Origin of the sequence: Citrobacter sp. CtB7.12 (genome assembly GCF_001297795.1) — a bacterium.
Classification (GTDB): domain Bacteria; phylum Pseudomonadota; class Gammaproteobacteria; order Enterobacterales; family Enterobacteriaceae; genus Citrobacter_A; species Citrobacter_A amalonaticus.
The window spans coordinates 374,306-388,528 of record NZ_LIFT01000002.1 but is presented as its reverse complement, the minus strand read 5'-3'; the positions used below and the strand labels follow the sequence as shown (position 1 = coordinate 388,528).

13 protein-coding genes are annotated in these 14,223 nt (G+C 54.3%); 11 read left to right on the top strand and 2 right to left on the bottom strand.

Annotation, left to right across the window (positions count from 1 at the left end; all coding sequences use genetic code 11):
- The first annotated feature begins 5 nt into the window (after positions 1 to 5).
- The 6 genes from kdpC (at position 6) to potE (ending at position 8,087) form a co-directional block, all read left to right on the top strand.
- Positions 6 to 581 carry a potassium-transporting ATPase subunit KdpC gene (kdpC, locus tag AOY24_RS03370; RefSeq protein WP_054176144.1) on the top strand — a complete coding sequence of 192 codons (576 nt, stop codon included), beginning with the start codon at positions 6 to 8 and terminating at the stop codon, positions 579 to 581.
- On the top strand, positions 571 to 3,258 hold the full coding sequence (gene kdpD / locus AOY24_RS03365; protein ID WP_054176143.1) for a two-component system sensor histidine kinase KdpD: 2,688 nt from the start codon (positions 571 to 573) through the stop codon (positions 3,256 to 3,258). Before kdpC ends, kdpD begins: the two co-directional genes overlap by 11 nt.
- The gene (kdpE, locus tag AOY24_RS03360) at positions 3,255 to 3,932 is read left to right on the top strand and encodes a two-component system response regulator KdpE (protein WP_043001388.1); all 678 of its coding nucleotides are present in this window, start codon (positions 3,255 to 3,257) and stop codon (positions 3,930 to 3,932) included. Before kdpD ends, kdpE begins: the two co-directional genes overlap by 4 nt.
- 278 nt (positions 3,933 to 4,210) lie before the next feature.
- A complete protein-coding gene (gene speFL / locus AOY24_RS24735) occupies positions 4,211 to 4,315 on the top strand; it encodes a leader peptide SpeFL (protein ID WP_114149115.1) in 105 nt (34 codons plus the stop codon).
- 257 nt (positions 4,316 to 4,572) lie between these two features.
- Positions 4,573 to 6,771, top strand: a complete 2,199-nt coding sequence (gene speF, locus AOY24_RS03355) for an ornithine decarboxylase SpeF (protein WP_054176181.1) — start codon at positions 4,573 to 4,575, stop codon at positions 6,769 to 6,771.
- Positions 6,768 to 8,087, top strand: coding sequence for a putrescine-ornithine antiporter (potE, locus tag AOY24_RS03350; protein WP_044256569.1), 1,320 nt, complete (start codon positions 6,768 to 6,770; stop codon positions 8,085 to 8,087). The genes speF and potE overlap by 4 nt, the downstream gene beginning before the upstream one ends.
- Positions 8,088 to 8,143: 56 nt before the next feature.
- On the opposite strand, the gene pgm is transcribed toward potE, so the two are convergent.
- Both pgm and seqA read right to left on the bottom strand, forming a co-directional pair.
- Positions 8,144 to 9,784, bottom strand: a complete 1,641-nt coding sequence (gene pgm, locus AOY24_RS03345) for a phosphoglucomutase (alpha-D-glucose-1,6-bisphosphate-dependent) (protein WP_054176142.1) — start codon at positions 9,782 to 9,784, stop codon at positions 8,144 to 8,146.
- A gap of 23 nt (positions 9,785 to 9,807) precedes the next feature.
- Entirely contained in the window at positions 9,808 to 10,353 is a 546-nt protein-coding gene (seqA, locus tag AOY24_RS03340) for a replication initiation negative regulator SeqA (protein WP_043001391.1), read from the bottom strand.
- A gap of 190 nt (positions 10,354 to 10,543) precedes the next feature.
- Here seqA and ybfF point away from each other — a divergent pair, with 190 nt between their 5' ends.
- From ybfF to tcuR, 5 genes are all read left to right on the top strand, one after another.
- Entirely contained in the window at positions 10,544 to 11,317 is a 774-nt protein-coding gene (gene ybfF / locus AOY24_RS03335) for an esterase (protein ID WP_043001990.1), read from the top strand.
- A 128-nt stretch (positions 11,318 to 11,445) separates the two neighbouring features.
- Positions 11,446 to 11,739, top strand: coding sequence for a LexA regulated protein (gene ybfE, locus AOY24_RS03330; RefSeq protein WP_043001392.1), 294 nt, complete (start codon positions 11,446 to 11,448; stop codon positions 11,737 to 11,739).
- Positions 11,740 to 11,888: 149 nt separating this feature from the next.
- Complete coding sequence (gene fldA, locus AOY24_RS03325) at positions 11,889 to 12,419, top strand: flavodoxin FldA (protein ID WP_054176141.1); 531 nt, start codon at positions 11,889 to 11,891, stop codon at positions 12,417 to 12,419.
- Positions 12,420 to 12,699: 280 nt separating this feature from the next.
- Positions 12,700 to 13,146 carry a ferric iron uptake transcriptional regulator gene (gene fur / locus AOY24_RS03320; protein ID WP_043001394.1) on the top strand — a complete coding sequence of 149 codons (447 nt, stop codon included), beginning with the start codon at positions 12,700 to 12,702 and terminating at the stop codon, positions 13,144 to 13,146.
- Positions 13,147 to 13,278: 132 nt separating this feature from the next.
- Complete coding sequence (gene tcuR, locus AOY24_RS03315) at positions 13,279 to 14,205, top strand: tricarballylate utilization LysR family transcriptional regulator TcuR (RefSeq protein WP_054176140.1); 927 nt, start codon at positions 13,279 to 13,281, stop codon at positions 14,203 to 14,205.
- Positions 14,206 to 14,223 lie beyond the last annotated feature (18 nt).

The following is a 14,223-nucleotide window of genomic DNA, read 5'->3' as shown; positions in this document are numbered from 1 at the left end:
GTCTGATGAGTGCTTTACGTCCGTTGTTTTCAACACTGATTTTCCTGCTGCTGCTGACGGGCGGTGCGTATCCGCTGCTGACCACCGCGCTGGGGCAATGGTGGTTCCCGTATCAGGCCAACGGTTCACTGATTCGGGATGAGCATGGGGTGCGGGGTTCTGCACTGCTCGGGCAGAACTTTACCTCTGAAGGCTATTTCCAGGGACGGCCTTCGGCCACCGCTGAAATGCCCTATAATCCCATGGCATCCGGCGGCAGTAATCTCGCCGCCAGTAACCCGGAACTGGATAAACAACTGCAAAACCGGGTCGCCACCCTGCGCGCCGCCAACCCGCAGGCCAGTCGTAACGTACCGGTGGAACTGGTTACTGCCTCCGCGAGCGGTCTGGACAACAACCTGACGCCCGCCGCGGTGGCGTGGCAAATCCCCCGCGTGGCGCAGGCTCGTCATCTGACCATTGAACAGGTGACGCAACGGGTTGCAGAATACACGCAGAAACCACTGGTGAGCTTTATCGGTCAACCGGTCGTAAATATTGTCGAACTCAATTTAGCGCTGGACAGCATGAATGGCGAATAGTGAACCAGTACGCCCCGATCCCGATCGCCTGCTTGAGCAGGCGGTCGCCCCCCATCGGGGAAAACTAAAAATCTTCTTCGGCGCCTGTGCGGGCGTAGGGAAAACCTGGTCGATGCTGGCTGAAGCCCAGCGCCTGCGCGCACAGGGACTCGACATCCTGATTGGCGTGGTGGAGACCCATGGACGCAAAGAGACCGCCGCTCTGCTGGAGGGTCTCAGCATTCTGCCGTTGAAACGCCAGGCGCGCCACGGACGTCATATCAGTGAATTCGATCTCGATGCCGCGCTCGCACGCCGTCCGGCGCTGATCTTAATGGATGAACTGGCGCACAGTAATGCACCGGGTTCACGCCATCCCAAGCGCTGGCAGGACATTGAAGAACTGCTCGACGCCGGTATTGATGTCTTTACCACCGTCAACGTGCAGCATCTCGAAAGCCTGAACGATGTGGTCAGCGGCGTGACGGGGATTCAGGTGCGCGAAACCGTGCCGGATCCGTTTTTTGACGCTGCCGACGAGGTGGTGTTGGTCGATTTACCACCTGACGATCTGCGCCAGCGCCTGAAAGAGGGCAAAGTCTATATTGCGGGACAGGCCGAGCGTGCTATTGAACACTTTTTCCGTAAGGGTAATTTAATCGCGCTACGCGAACTGGCGCTGCGCCGCACCGCCGATCGGGTGGACGATCAGATGCGCGCCTGGCGCGGTCGTCCGGGTGAAGAGAAGGTCTGGCATACCCGCGACGCCATACTGCTCTGCATTGGTCACAACACCGGCAGTGAAAAACTGGTGCGTACTGCCGCACGACTGGCGTCGCGACTGGGCAGCATCTGGCACGCCGTCTACGTCGAAACCCCCGCGCTGCATCGCTTGCCGGAAAAGCAGCGGCGCAATATTCTGCACGCCCTGCGACTGGCGCAAGAGCTGGGCGCGGAGACCGCCACGCTATCCGATCCCAGCGAGGATAAAGCGGTGGTCCGCTACGCTCGCGAGCATAATCTGGGAAAAATAGTGCTGGGGCGGACGTCAACGCGACGCTGGTGGCACCGGGAGTCGTTTGCCGATCGGCTGGCGAAACGCGCCCCTGAGCTGGATTTGATGGTGGTCGCCCTCGATGAGCCACCGGTGCGGACGCTGTCGTCCCTGCCCGATACCCGCGCCTTTAAAGACAAGTGGCGGGTGCAAATTCAGGGCTGTCTGGTTGCCGTTGCACTCTGCGCTCTGACAACGTTTATCGCCAGCCAGTGGCTGGCCGCCTTTGATGCCGCAAACCTGGTGATGCTCTATCTGCTCGGTGTGGTGGTCATCGCTCTCTTCTATGGTCGCTGGCCATCGGCGTTTTCCACCTTTATTAGCGTGGTCAGCTTTGATCTGTTCTTCATTGCGCCGCGCGGCACGCTCGCCGTCTCAGACGTGCAGTATCTCCTCACCTTCGGCGTCATGCTGACGGTTGGACTGGTCGTGGGTAACCTGACGGCGGGCGTGCGCTATCAGGCTCGCGTTGCGCGCTACCGGGAACAGCGGACTCGTCATCTTTATGAGATGTCGAAAGCGTTGGCGATGGGGCGCAGTGCGCAAGACATCGCCAGTACCAGCGAACAATTTATTGCCTCCACCTTTCATGCCCGCAGCCAGATTTTATTGCCGAATGAAGAGGGCAAACTGGCCGCCCTCACCCACCAGCAGGGAATGACACCCTGGGATGATGCTATTGCCCGCTGGAGCTTTGATAAAGGGTTACCGGCAGGCGCTGGTACCGATACCCTGCCAGGCGTGCCGTACCAGATCCTGCCGTTACGCAGCGCCGACAAAACCCACGGCCTGGTGGTTGTCGAACCCGGCAATCTGCGTCAGTTAATGATCCCCGAGCAGCAGCGACTGTTGGAAACCTTCACTTTGCTGGTGGCGAATGCGCTGGAACGTCTGACCTTAACGGCCAGCGAAGAGCAGGCGCGGCTGGCCAGCGAACGGGAAAGCCTGCGCAACGCTCTGCTCGCGGCACTTTCTCACGACCTGCGCACCCCGCTGACCGTGCTGTTTGGTCAGGCGGAAATCCTCACGCTCGACCTCGCCAGCGAAGGCTCGCCTCATGCCAGACAGGCCAGCGAAATTCGCCAGCATGTACTGAATACCACCCGTCTGGTGAATAACCTGTTGGATATGGCGCGGATTCAGTCTGGTGGTTTCAACCTCAAAAAAGAGTGGCTGACGCTGGAAGAAGTAGTGGGCAGTGCGCTGAAAATGCTGGAGCCAGGCCTGGTTCATCCGGTAAACCTTTCCCTGCCCGCGCCGCTGACTCTCATTCACGTCGATGGCCCCCTGTTCGAACGGGTACTGATTAATCTGCTGGAGAATGCCATTAAATATGCCGGACCACAGGCGCAGATCGGCATCGACGCGCACGTTGAAGACGAACATCTGCAACTCGACGTCTGGGATAATGGGCCAGGCATTCCACAAGGACAGGAGCAGCGCGTGTTCGATAAATTCTCACGGGGGAACAAAGAGTCAGCGGTGCCGGGCGTCGGGCTGGGGCTGGCCATTTGTCGGGCGATAGTGGAAGTGCATGGCGGGTCAATTGCCGTCTATAATCGCCCTCAGGGCGGTGCCTGTTTCCGTGTTACACTGAGGCAAGACGCTCCACCAGAACTTGAAGATTTTCATGAGGATATGTGACAAACGTTCTGATTGTTGAAGATGAGCAGGCCATTCGCCGCTTTCTGCGTACCGCGCTGGAAGCCGATGGGTTGCGCGTGTACGACGCCGAGACGCTTCAGCGTGGTTTGCTGGAAGCGGCAACGCGCAAGCCCGATCTCATTATTCTCGATCTCGGCCTGCCGGATGGTGACGGCATCGATTTCATTCGCGACCTGCGACAGTGGAGCGCCGTCCCGGTGATCGTGCTCTCTGCACGTAGCGAAGAGAGCGATAAAATTGCCGCGCTCGACGCCGGTGCCGACGACTACCTGAGCAAACCGTTTGGCATTGGCGAGTTACAGGCACGTCTGCGCGTCGCCCTGCGCCGTCATTCTGCAACGCCCTCTCCTGAGCCGGTGGTACGCTTTTCCGATGTGGTCGTCGATCTCGCCGCGCATCTGATTCATCGCGGAGAAACAGAAATCCATTTAACACCGATTGAGTTTCGCCTGCTGGCCGTGTTGCTCAACAACGCCGGGAAAGTGCTGACCCAGCGCCAGTTATTGAATCAGGTCTGGGGACCGAACGCCGTCGAGCACAGCCACTATTTGCGTATTTATATGGGTCACCTGCGGCAGAAACTGGAGCGTGATCCCGCGCGCCCCCGCCACTTTATTACCGAAACCGGTATTGGCTATCGTTTTATGCCATGAATGGTTATTCATTATTTTTAAATAAATCTTAAAATTAATTTTTATTATTCTTACTTAGCCGAAATTATATTAATTCGGGTATTTAAGATTTTCCACAAAATTAAGAAATACAGAATTATAACAAATAATAAACAAAACGATATCTTATCGCCAGCCATGCATAAAAAACGACTAAATATTTTGCGAATGATCGTTTTTTATTGATCTCCTTCACGGATCAGGCCGTTTTCCTGGATAAAATACCTTCACCTTCTACTGATAAAGAAAAGGTAATCAAAATGGAAAACAATAGCCGTACTATGCCACATATCAGGCGGACAACACATATTATGATGTTTGCCCACCGTAATAGTTTTGACTTTCATTTCTTTAATGCCCGTTAGTCTTTCGACTATGGGCACTCCAGCATACAGGTCTTCCTGACTCGCTGTATCGCAGGCTCACGCCTGTATTCCTCAGTGCTCACTCTGCTTAAGCCTTGATTTGCCTGTGACCGGACAGGTAAGGTTTTTTGCATCCTGAAAAAAAGCAATTTACTGATTTATTTATCAGGGGACACACTTTGCTTTTATTCCGGCGTTATCAGTTTCTCATTCGGGAAATTGAGGACCTGCTATTATCTGAAAATAAAGAGATGAAAATGTCTGAATTAAAAATTGCCGTGAGTCGTTCTTGCCCTGACTGTTTTTCTACACAACGCACGATTGTGAATGTTGATGAAAGTAATTTTATTGATGTCGCTGCCGTCGTGTTGTCTGTCAATGATATTGAACGTGGGAAGCTCGATGAAATTGACGCGACCGGATACGGTATTCCGGTATTTATCGCAACCGAAGAGGAAGAGCGCGTTCCGGCAGAACATCTGCCGCGCATTTCGGGCGTATTCGAATGCAATGAAGCCCGTACCGCTTTCTACGGTCGTCAGTTAGAAACGGCAGCCAGTCATTACGAAACACAATTACGACCACCGTTCTTCCGCGCGCTGGTTGATTATGTAAACCAGGGAAACAGCGCCTTCGACTGCCCCGGACATCAGGGCGGCGAGTTTTTCCGCCGTCACCCGGCAGGTAACCAGTTCGTGGAATATTTCGGCGAAACGCTTTTCCGCTCCGACCTGTGCAATGCTGACGTAGCAATGGGCGATTTGCTGATCCATGAAGGCGCACCGTGCATCGCCCAGCAACATGCCGCGAAGGTTTTTAATGCCGATAAAACCTACTTTGTGTTAAACGGAACCTCTTCGTCTAACAAAGTGGTGCTGAACGCACTGCTGACTCCGGGCGATCTGGTGCTCTTCGACCGTAACAACCACAAGTCAAACCACCACGGCGCGTTATTGCAGGCGGGCGCAACGCCGGTCTATCTGGAAACCGCACGTAACCCGTACGGCTTTATCGGCGGGATCGATGCCCACTGCTTTGAAGAGAGCTACCTGCGCGAACTGGTCAGCGAAGTGGCACCGCAACGGGCTCGTGACGCACGTCCATTCCGTCTTGCCGTTATCCAGTTGGGCACCTACGACGGCACGATTTATAACGCCCGTCAGGTGGTGGATAAAATTGGTCACCTTTGCGATTACATTCTGTTCGACTCCGCCTGGGTGGGCTATGAGCAGTTTATCCCGATGATGGCGGATTGTTCTCCGCTGCTGCTGGAACTGAACGAAAACGATCCGGGTATTCTGGTAACGCAGTCCGTTCACAAACAGCAAGCGGGCTTCTCCCAGACTTCGCAAATTCACAAAAAAGACAGCCATATCAAAGGTCAGCCGCGCTATGTGCCGCATAAACGCATGAATAACGCGTTCATGATGCACGCCTCCACCAGCCCGTTCTATCCGCTGTTTGCCGCACTGGATATTAACGCCAAAATGCACGAAGGCGTCAGTGGCCGCAACATGTGGATGGACTGTGTCGCCAACGGTATCGACGCCCGTAAGCTGATCCTTGATAACTGCCATCATATCCGTCCCTTTGTTCCGGAAATGGTTGATGGCAAACCGTGGCAGTCTTATCCGACTGCGGAAATCGCCAACGATCTGCGCTTTTTCCACTTCGTCCCTGGCGAACACTGGCATGCGTTTGAAGGTTACGCCGAGCATCAATACTTTGTTGACCCTTGCAAACTGTTGTTGACCACTCCGGGTATCAACGCACGCAATGGCGAGTACGACACCTTCGGCGTCCCGGCGACTATTCTTGCCAACTTCCTGCGTGAAAACGGCGTGGTCCCGGAAAAATGCGACCTCAACTCGATCCTGTTCCTGCTGACCCCGGCGGAAGACATGGCGAAACTGCAACAACTCGTCGCCCTGCTGGTGCGCTTCGAGCGCCTGCTGGAATCTGACGCACCGCTGGCGGACGTTCTGCCGTCTATCTACAAACAGCACGAAGCGCGTTATGCCGGTTACACCCTGCGCCAGTTGTGTCAGGAGATGCACGACCTGTATGCGCGTCACAACGTAAAACAACTGCAAAAAGAGATGTTCCGCAAGTCCCATTTCCCGCGCGTCAGCATGAACCCACAAGATGCCAACTACGCCTATCTGCGCGGTGAAGTGGATCTGGTGCCGCTGCCTGAGGCCGAAGGCCGTATTGCCGCTGAAGGCGCGCTCCCTTACCCGCCGGGTGTGCTGTGCGTGGTTCCTGGGGAAGTCTGGGGCGGTGCGGTACTGCGTTACTTCAGCGCACTGGAAGAAGGGATCAACCTGCTGCCCGGTTTCGCGCCGGAACTTCAGGGTGTGTACATCAACGAGTGCGATGGTCGCAAACAGGTGTGGTGCTACGTGATTAAACCGCGTGAAGCACAAAGCGACCTGTTGAAAGGAGAAGCATTATGAGTAAAGCCAAATCCAATAAAATGGGCGTGATGCAGCTCACCATCCTGACCATGGTCAATATGATGGGCTCCGGGATCATCATGCTGCCGACCAAACTGGCTGAAGTCGGCACCATTTCGATTATCTCCTGGCTGGTGACAGCCGTCGGGTCCATGGCGCTGGCCTGGGCGTTCGCCAAGTGCGGAATGTTCAGCCGTAAAGCCGGCGGGATGGGGGGCTACGCAGAATATGCGTTTGGTAAATCCGGTAACTTTATGGCGAACTACACCTATGGGGTATCGCTGTTGATTGCCAACGTCGCCATTGCCATCTCCGCCGTGGGTTACGGTACCGAACTTTTCGGCGCCACCCTCTCCCCGGTGCAAATCGGTCTCGCCACCATCGGCGTACTGTGGATCTGTACGGTCGCGAACTTTGGCGGTGCGCGCATTACCGGACAGATCAGTAGCATTACCGTCTGGGGGGTGATCATTCCGGTGGTCGGTCTGTGCATTATCGGCTGGTTCTGGTTTAGCCCGACGCTGTATGCCAACTCGTGGAACCCGCATCATGTACCGTTCTTTACCGCCGTCGGTTCCTCTATCGCCATGACGCTGTGGGCGTTCCTTGGTCTGGAATCCGCCTGTGCGAACGCGGAAGTGGTGGAAAACCCGGAGAAGAACGTACCGATTGCCGTACTGGGCGGGACGCTGGGCGCGGCGGTGATCTACATCGTCTCTACCAACGTGATTGCCGGGATTGTGCCTAACATGGATCTGGCTAACTCCACCGCACCGTTTGGTCTGGCGTTCGCGCAGATGTTCACACCGGAAGTGGGTAAAGTGATCATGGCGCTGATGATCATGTCCTGCTGTGGTTCATTGCTGGGCTGGCAATTCACCATTGCGCAGGTCTTTAAATCCTCTGCCGATGAAGGCTATTTCCCGAAAATCTTTTCTCGCGTGACCAAAGTCGATGCGCCGGTTCAGGGGATGCTGACGATTGTTATCATCCAGAGTGGCTTATCGCTGATGACCATCAGCCCATCGCTGAACAGCCAGTTTAACGTGCTGGTCAACCTGGCCGTGGTGACGAATATCATTCCGTATATTCTGTCGATGGCCGCACTGGTGATCATCCAGAGAGTGGCGAACGTTCCGCCGTCAAAGGCGAAGATGGCAAACTTTGTCGCCTTCATCGGTGCGATGTACAGCTTCTATGCGCTCTACTCGTCAGGTGAAGAAGCGATGTTGTATGGTTCCATCGTGACCTTCCTCGGCTGGACGCTGTACGGCCTGGTATCACCACGCTTTGAACTGAAGAATAAACACGGTTAAGGCTAGCCAAACAAAAAAGGAGCCTTTCGGCTCCTTTTTTAATTCAGTGGTACAACTCAGGCGTTTTTCAGCACTTCGCTGACGATTTCGACCGCTTCTTTCTCGATCTGCTTGCGATGTTCTTCGCCAAGGAAGCTCTCGCAATAGATCTTGTACGCATCTTCCGTACCCGACGGGCGTGCCGCGAACCAACCATTGTCAGTCATGACTTTCAGACCGCCAATCGACGCACCGTTACCGGGTGCCGCCGTCAGACGTGCTGTGATCGGGTCTCCAGCCAGCGTACTGGCGCTGACCATCTCCGGAGACAGTTTCGACAGCGCCGCTTTCTGTGCCGATGTTGCGCCAGCTTGCAGACGGTTGTAGCTCGGCGCACCAAAACGGGCGGCAAGCTCGTTGTAGTGCTCCTGCGGGTTCTTCCCGGTGACGGCAGTAATTTCTGCTGCCAGCAGACACATGATGATCCCGTCTTTATCAGTAGACCACGGCGTACCGTCGAAACGCAGGAAGGATGCCCCCGCGCTCTCTTCGCCGCCAAAGCCGAAGCTGCCGTCAAACAGACCATCAACAAACCATTTAAAGCCCACCGGAACTTCAACCAGTTTACGCCCCAGATCGTTAACCACGCGGTCAATCATTGCCGACGAAACCAGCGTCTTACCGACAGCCACGTCTTTGCCCCACTGCGGACGATGCTGGAACAGGTAGTTGATAGCCACCGCCAGGTAGTGGTTTGGATTCATCAACCCCGCCGGAGTGACGATACCGTGACGGTCATAATCCGGATCGTTGGCGAACGCCAGGTCGAACTTATCGCGCAGCGCCAGCAAACCGGCCATGGCACATTCAGACGAACAGTCCATACGGATTGCGCCATCTTTATCGAGATGCATAAAGCGGAAAGTCTGATCAACCTGATCGTTTACGATGGTCAGATTCAGTTTGTAATGCTCTGCGATACGCTTCCAGTATTCAATACCGGAGCCGCCCAGCGGATCCACACCCAGCGTCAGACCGGCTTTCTGAATCGCCGCCATATCGACGATATCAGCCAGCCCCTCAACGAACGGCTGTACCAGGTCCTGCTCTTTGATATGACCGGACGCCAGCGCTGCATCCAGAGAAATGCGCTTCACGCCTTTCAGATCGTCAGCCAGCAGCGCATTCGCCCGATCTTCCACCACTTTCGTGACGTTGGTATCTGCCGGGCCACCATTAGGCGGGTTGTATTTAATGCCACCATCTTCTGGCGGATTGTGGGACGGGGTAATCACAATACCGTCAGCCAGCGGACCGCCTTTTTTGTTGTGAACCAGAATGGCATTTGACACAGCGGGTGTTGGGGTAAAACCGTTGTTCTCCTGAACAATCACATCAACACCGTTCGCGGCGAGCACTTCCAGCACGGAGATAAACGCCGGTTCAGACAGTGCATGGGTATCTTTCCCCACGTAGCATGGACCCGTAATACCATTTTTCGCACGTTCTTCCGCGATAGCCTGCGCAATCGCCAGAATGTGGGGTTCGTTGAAGCTATGACGGCCTGCACTGCCACGGTGTCCGGAGGTGCCGAACTTCACCGCGTGTTCCGCATTTCCTTTTGCGGGCTTCAGTACATAGTATTGTGACGTCAGTTGCGCGACGTTAATCAAATCACTCTGTTGCGCAGGTTTACCTGCGCGGTCGTGGATTGCCATTGCCTGGTCCTTTTCTGCATGGATTAAATTGTTCCGCAAACCTTTTCAATCAATTCCGCCGGGAATTGCATTGACTGCATGATGTGCTCAATCATGCTGCATTTACGGCCGGTGTTGGTGTTGGTGATCACCCAATACGGCGTGCCGGGCACGTGTTTTGGTTTGGTTTGGTTACCGTTTTTCAGTAGCGTCTGTTCATCAGCCGCGAAGTAGACACGCGTACGGCCATGCAACGATTCGGTTGCCTCAGCAAACGCGTGCTGATCCAGTGTATAGAGTGTAGTCAGCACCAGCATAAAGCGGTTAACGGCCTTCTTCTGTTCCGCATATTCATCGGACAGAAGCAGTTCACGCATAGCGCGCACTTTATCTTTGACAAGATTGACGGGTTTCGCCTCAGCAACAACCGGTTGCGCAGCGCGAACCTCTTTTGTCACTGGCGTGACGGGCTGTGATGCGGCGGAAAACTTCAACATACGCCGTAAAATCTCGGATGCGCTCTCGCCGATATGCTTCGTGTGGCTGGCAATATAGCTGTAGAGTTCATCATCAACTTCAATCGTTTTCATCTTAATCCAGTGCGGTGTCTTATCTGATCTGAAATACAAATCGTTGGGAGTATAGGAGCAAATCCCAACAGCGAATAGCGTCAAACCCGGCTGAACAAAAAACTCGGAGAAAACCGAAGTGGTTGCAGCCCAGTGGCAGAATGGTCAACATAATACCCTAACCCGACAGAGCGAAAAAAAGAACTTTGCCATGAAATTGAATATCCGAGCGCAATCCGCACAAAACCTGCACAATAATTCTCCCATCGTACTGGTTCACGGTTTATTTGGCAGTCTGGACAATCTGGGCGTGCTTGCTCGTGATCTGGTGAACGACCATGACATCATCCAGGTCGATATGCGTAACCACGGTCTCTCTCCTCGCGACCCGGTGATGAACTACCCGGCGATGGCGCAGGATCTGCTGGATACGCTGGATGCGCAACACATCGAAAAAGCCACCTTCATTGGCCACTCGATGGGGGGTAAAGCGGTGATGGCGCTCAGTGCGCTGGCTCCGGAACGCATCGATCGCTTAGTGGCTATCGATATCGCCCCGGTGGACTATCATGTCCGCCGCCACGACGAAATTTTCGCGGCTATCAACGCGGTGACGGCATCAGCGGCAAAAACTCGCCAGCAGGCGGCAGCGGTCATGCGCGAACATCTTAATGAAGAAGGCGTGATTCAATTTTTGCTGAAATCGTATGTTGACGGCGAGTGGCGCTTCAATGTGCCGGTACTGTGGGAACAATATCCGCATATCGTCGGCTGGGAGACAATTCCCGCCTGGAATCATCCGGCGCTGTTTATCCCCGGCGGCAACTCCCCATACGTCACCGAGGCGTATCGCGACGATTTACTGGCACAGTTTCCGCAAGCACGTGCGCATGTGATTGCCGGGGCCGGTCACTGGGTGCATGCCGAAAAACCGGAGGCGGTGTTGCGCGCCATCCGTCGTTATCTTAATGAAACAGCTAACTGATTAAAAACTCAGCGTCCGTGCGCGATTACGCGTGTGAACGTTGGCGCGCCTCATTCGCTGATGTATGATGGCGCGCTATCCATCCGGGCAGAGGCCTGGCTGATTGTTTCCCCGAAGTCACCAATATCATGGCCAAAGAACAAACGGACCGTACGACACTAGATCTGTTCGCGCACGAGCGTCGCCCGGGACGACCGAAAACCAATCCGCTTTCACGCGATGAACAGCTGCGCATTAATAAGCGTAATCAACTCAAACGCGACAAAGTTCGCGGTCTTAAGCGTGTCGAACTCAAACTCAACGCAGAAGCTGTTGACGCGTTGAATGAGCTGGCGGAATCCCGAGAGATGAGCCGCAGTGAACTGATCGAAGAGATATTGATGGCCCAACTGGCAACGCTACGCGGCCAGGATCTCGCCTGAAATTATCCTCTCTCCCACTTTCGTGTAGCATGGAGTGCACTCGTATGCGTTTGCTATTTCCGCATACCTGACTGTTCTGCTATGATTGCCCTTATCTGTGGGCAATTCGCCACCACCATTTCAATAAGTTTCAAGAGGTTACTTTACTCATGGCAATCACTGGCATCTTTTTCGGCAGCGACACCGGGAATACCGAAAATATCGCAAAAATGATTCAAAAACAGCTTGGTAAAGACGTTGCCGATGTGCATGACATTGCAAAAAGCAGCAAGGAAGATCTCGAAGGTTATGACATTCTGCTGCTTGGCATCCCAACCTGGTACTACGGTGAAGCGCAGTGCGACTGGGACGACTTCTTCCCTACCCTCGAAGACATCGATTTTAACGGCAAACTGGTCGCACTGTTCGGCTGTGGCGATCAGGAAGATTATGCAGAATACTTCTGCGACGCGTTAGGCACAATCCGCGATATCATTGAGCCGCGCGGTGCAACCATCGTGGGTCACTGGCCGACCGCTGGCTATCATTTTGAAGCCTCCAAAGGTCTGGCGGATGATAACCATTTTGTCGGTCTGGCGATTGACGAAGACCGTCAGCCGGAACTGACCGCCGAGCGCGTGGAAAAATGGGTGAAGCAGATCTCTGAAGAATTGCACCTTGATGAGATCATCAACGCCTGATGTACGGCGGCGCAGACAAGGTTTGCGCCGCATCAATAGACAGAACCAATCAAAATAATTGCTACAAATTTGTAACTTTCTTGCCCATCCCTGTACAATGTGCGGGAGTTTTTAGGTGGCGCTCTCATTTCCAGGCAATACCGACTATTTATTAACATTTGCCAGAGGCTTGCAGTTTTCATTTAGACACGGCAGTCCTATAATGAAACGCATTATCCCGAGTGCAATTTCTGTCACTTCTTGTATGAAGTGAATCGTTTAGCAACAGGACAGATTCCGCATGACTGACAACAATACCGCATTAAAGAAGGCTGGCCTGAAAGTAACGCTTCCACGTTTAAAGATTCTGGAAGTTCTTCAGGGACCGGATAACCATCACGTCAGTGCGGAAGATTTATACAAACGACTGATCGACATGGGTGAAGAAATTGGTCTGGCGACCGTGTATCGCGTGCTGAACCAGTTTGATGACGCCGGTATCGTAACCCGCCACAATTTTGAAGGCGGCAAATCCGTTTTCGAGCTGACCCAGCAGCATCATCACGATCACCTGATTTGCCTTGATTGCGGCAAAGTGATCGAATTTAGCGATGAGTCTATTGAAGCGCGCCAGCGTGAGATCGCGTCGAAGCATGGCATTCGTCTGACGAACCATAGCCTCTACCTCTATGGTCACTGCGCTGAAGGCGATTGCCGCGAAAACGAACACGCGCATGACGCGAAATAATCTGCATTATTCTGAAAAGCCAACCTGCCGGTTGGCTTTTTTTATGCCTGCCATTCCCTACTCAGCGCTTTCTTCTGCCTGCATGTTGCTTTAATGTAAAATATATCACCCTGCTTCGTCCGGAGAATCGAAATGGAACTTCGCCAGCTACGTTACTTTGTCCGTATTGTAGAAACCGGCAGTATGGGCAGCGCGGCGCTCGATCTCGACATCGGCGTGTCCGCCCTGAGCCAGCAGATGACGCGGCTGGAAAACGAACTCGCGATCCGCCTGTTGCAGCGAACCTCGCGCGGCGTCACGCCCACTAACGCCGGTCTGGCCTTTTACTCGCAGGCACAACTGGCGCTACGCCACGCCGATGATGCGATCCTGGCCGCTCGCGAGGCGCGTCTTTCGGGACACGTCAGCGTCGGCATGGCCCCCAGCACCGCCTCCATCCTGGGAATACCGTTTATTCATGCCATGCGGGAATATTACGCCGACGTTCGCCTGCATGTGGTGGAAAGCCTGTCGGGTAATCTGGAACGGATGATCAACACGCGCCAGATTGATCTGGCGGTCGTGTTTCAAAAAGAGAAAATCCTGCGCTGGAGCGCCAGACCGGTTCTTGAGGAGCGCCTGTTTCTGATTGGCACACACGAGCTGCTGGCGGATATTCCGGATGACACCATAACGCCTGCTCAACTGGCGAATATTCCCCTGATCATGCCAAGCCAGGGACACGGCCTGCGTGGCAGACTGGAAGCCATCTGTCAGGAACACGGACTGAAGGTCGATATTGCCACGGAAATTGACGGCCTGACGTTACTGATGCGCGCCGTTGGCAGCGGACTCGGCGCCACGCTGCAACCCGGTGCAGCCATTTCGCATCTTGAGAGGGAAGCGCTAAGAGTGATCGGCGTCCATAATCCTGTCCTCAGCCGCCCCAATTTTCTGGTCAGTCTGTCGGACGATGAACTCACCCCTGCCGGTCTTGCAGCCCGCGTGATACTCACAAAAGTCATGCGTGAACTCGTTGAAACCGGTCATTGGCCGGGCGCAACCCTTTACGCTCCCTAAACCCCTCTTTAGCTATTC

What these genes read in the sequence shown, in the direction of transcription:
- kdpC (WP_054176144.1), top strand. Translation starts at nt 6, where the DNA reads ATGAGTGCTTTACGTCCGTTGTTTTCAACACTGATTTTCCTGCTGCTG.
- kdpD (WP_054176143.1), top strand. Translation starts at nt 571, where the DNA reads ATGGCGAATAGTGAACCAGTACGCCCCGATCCCGATCGCCTGCTTGAG.
- speFL (WP_114149115.1), top strand. Translation starts at nt 4,211, where the DNA reads ATGGAAAACAATAGCCGTACTATGCCACATATCAGGCGGACAACACAT.
- speF (WP_054176181.1), top strand. Translation starts at nt 4,573, where the DNA reads ATGTCTGAATTAAAAATTGCCGTGAGTCGTTCTTGCCCTGACTGTTTT.
- potE (WP_044256569.1), top strand. Translation starts at nt 6,768, where the DNA reads ATGAGTAAAGCCAAATCCAATAAAATGGGCGTGATGCAGCTCACCATC.
- pgm (WP_054176142.1), bottom strand. Translation starts at nt 9,784, where the DNA reads ATGGCAATCCACGACCGCGCAGGTAAACCTGCGCAACAGAGTGATTTG.
- seqA (WP_043001391.1), bottom strand. Translation starts at nt 10,353, where the DNA reads ATGAAAACGATTGAAGTTGATGATGAACTCTACAGCTATATTGCCAGC.
- ybfF (WP_043001990.1), top strand. Translation starts at nt 10,544, where the DNA reads ATGAAATTGAATATCCGAGCGCAATCCGCACAAAACCTGCACAATAAT.
- ybfE (WP_043001392.1), top strand. Translation starts at nt 11,446, where the DNA reads ATGGCCAAAGAACAAACGGACCGTACGACACTAGATCTGTTCGCGCAC.
- fldA (WP_054176141.1), top strand. Translation starts at nt 11,889, where the DNA reads ATGGCAATCACTGGCATCTTTTTCGGCAGCGACACCGGGAATACCGAA.
- fur (WP_043001394.1), top strand. Translation starts at nt 12,700, where the DNA reads ATGACTGACAACAATACCGCATTAAAGAAGGCTGGCCTGAAAGTAACG.
- tcuR (WP_054176140.1), top strand. Translation starts at nt 13,279, where the DNA reads ATGGAACTTCGCCAGCTACGTTACTTTGTCCGTATTGTAGAAACCGGC.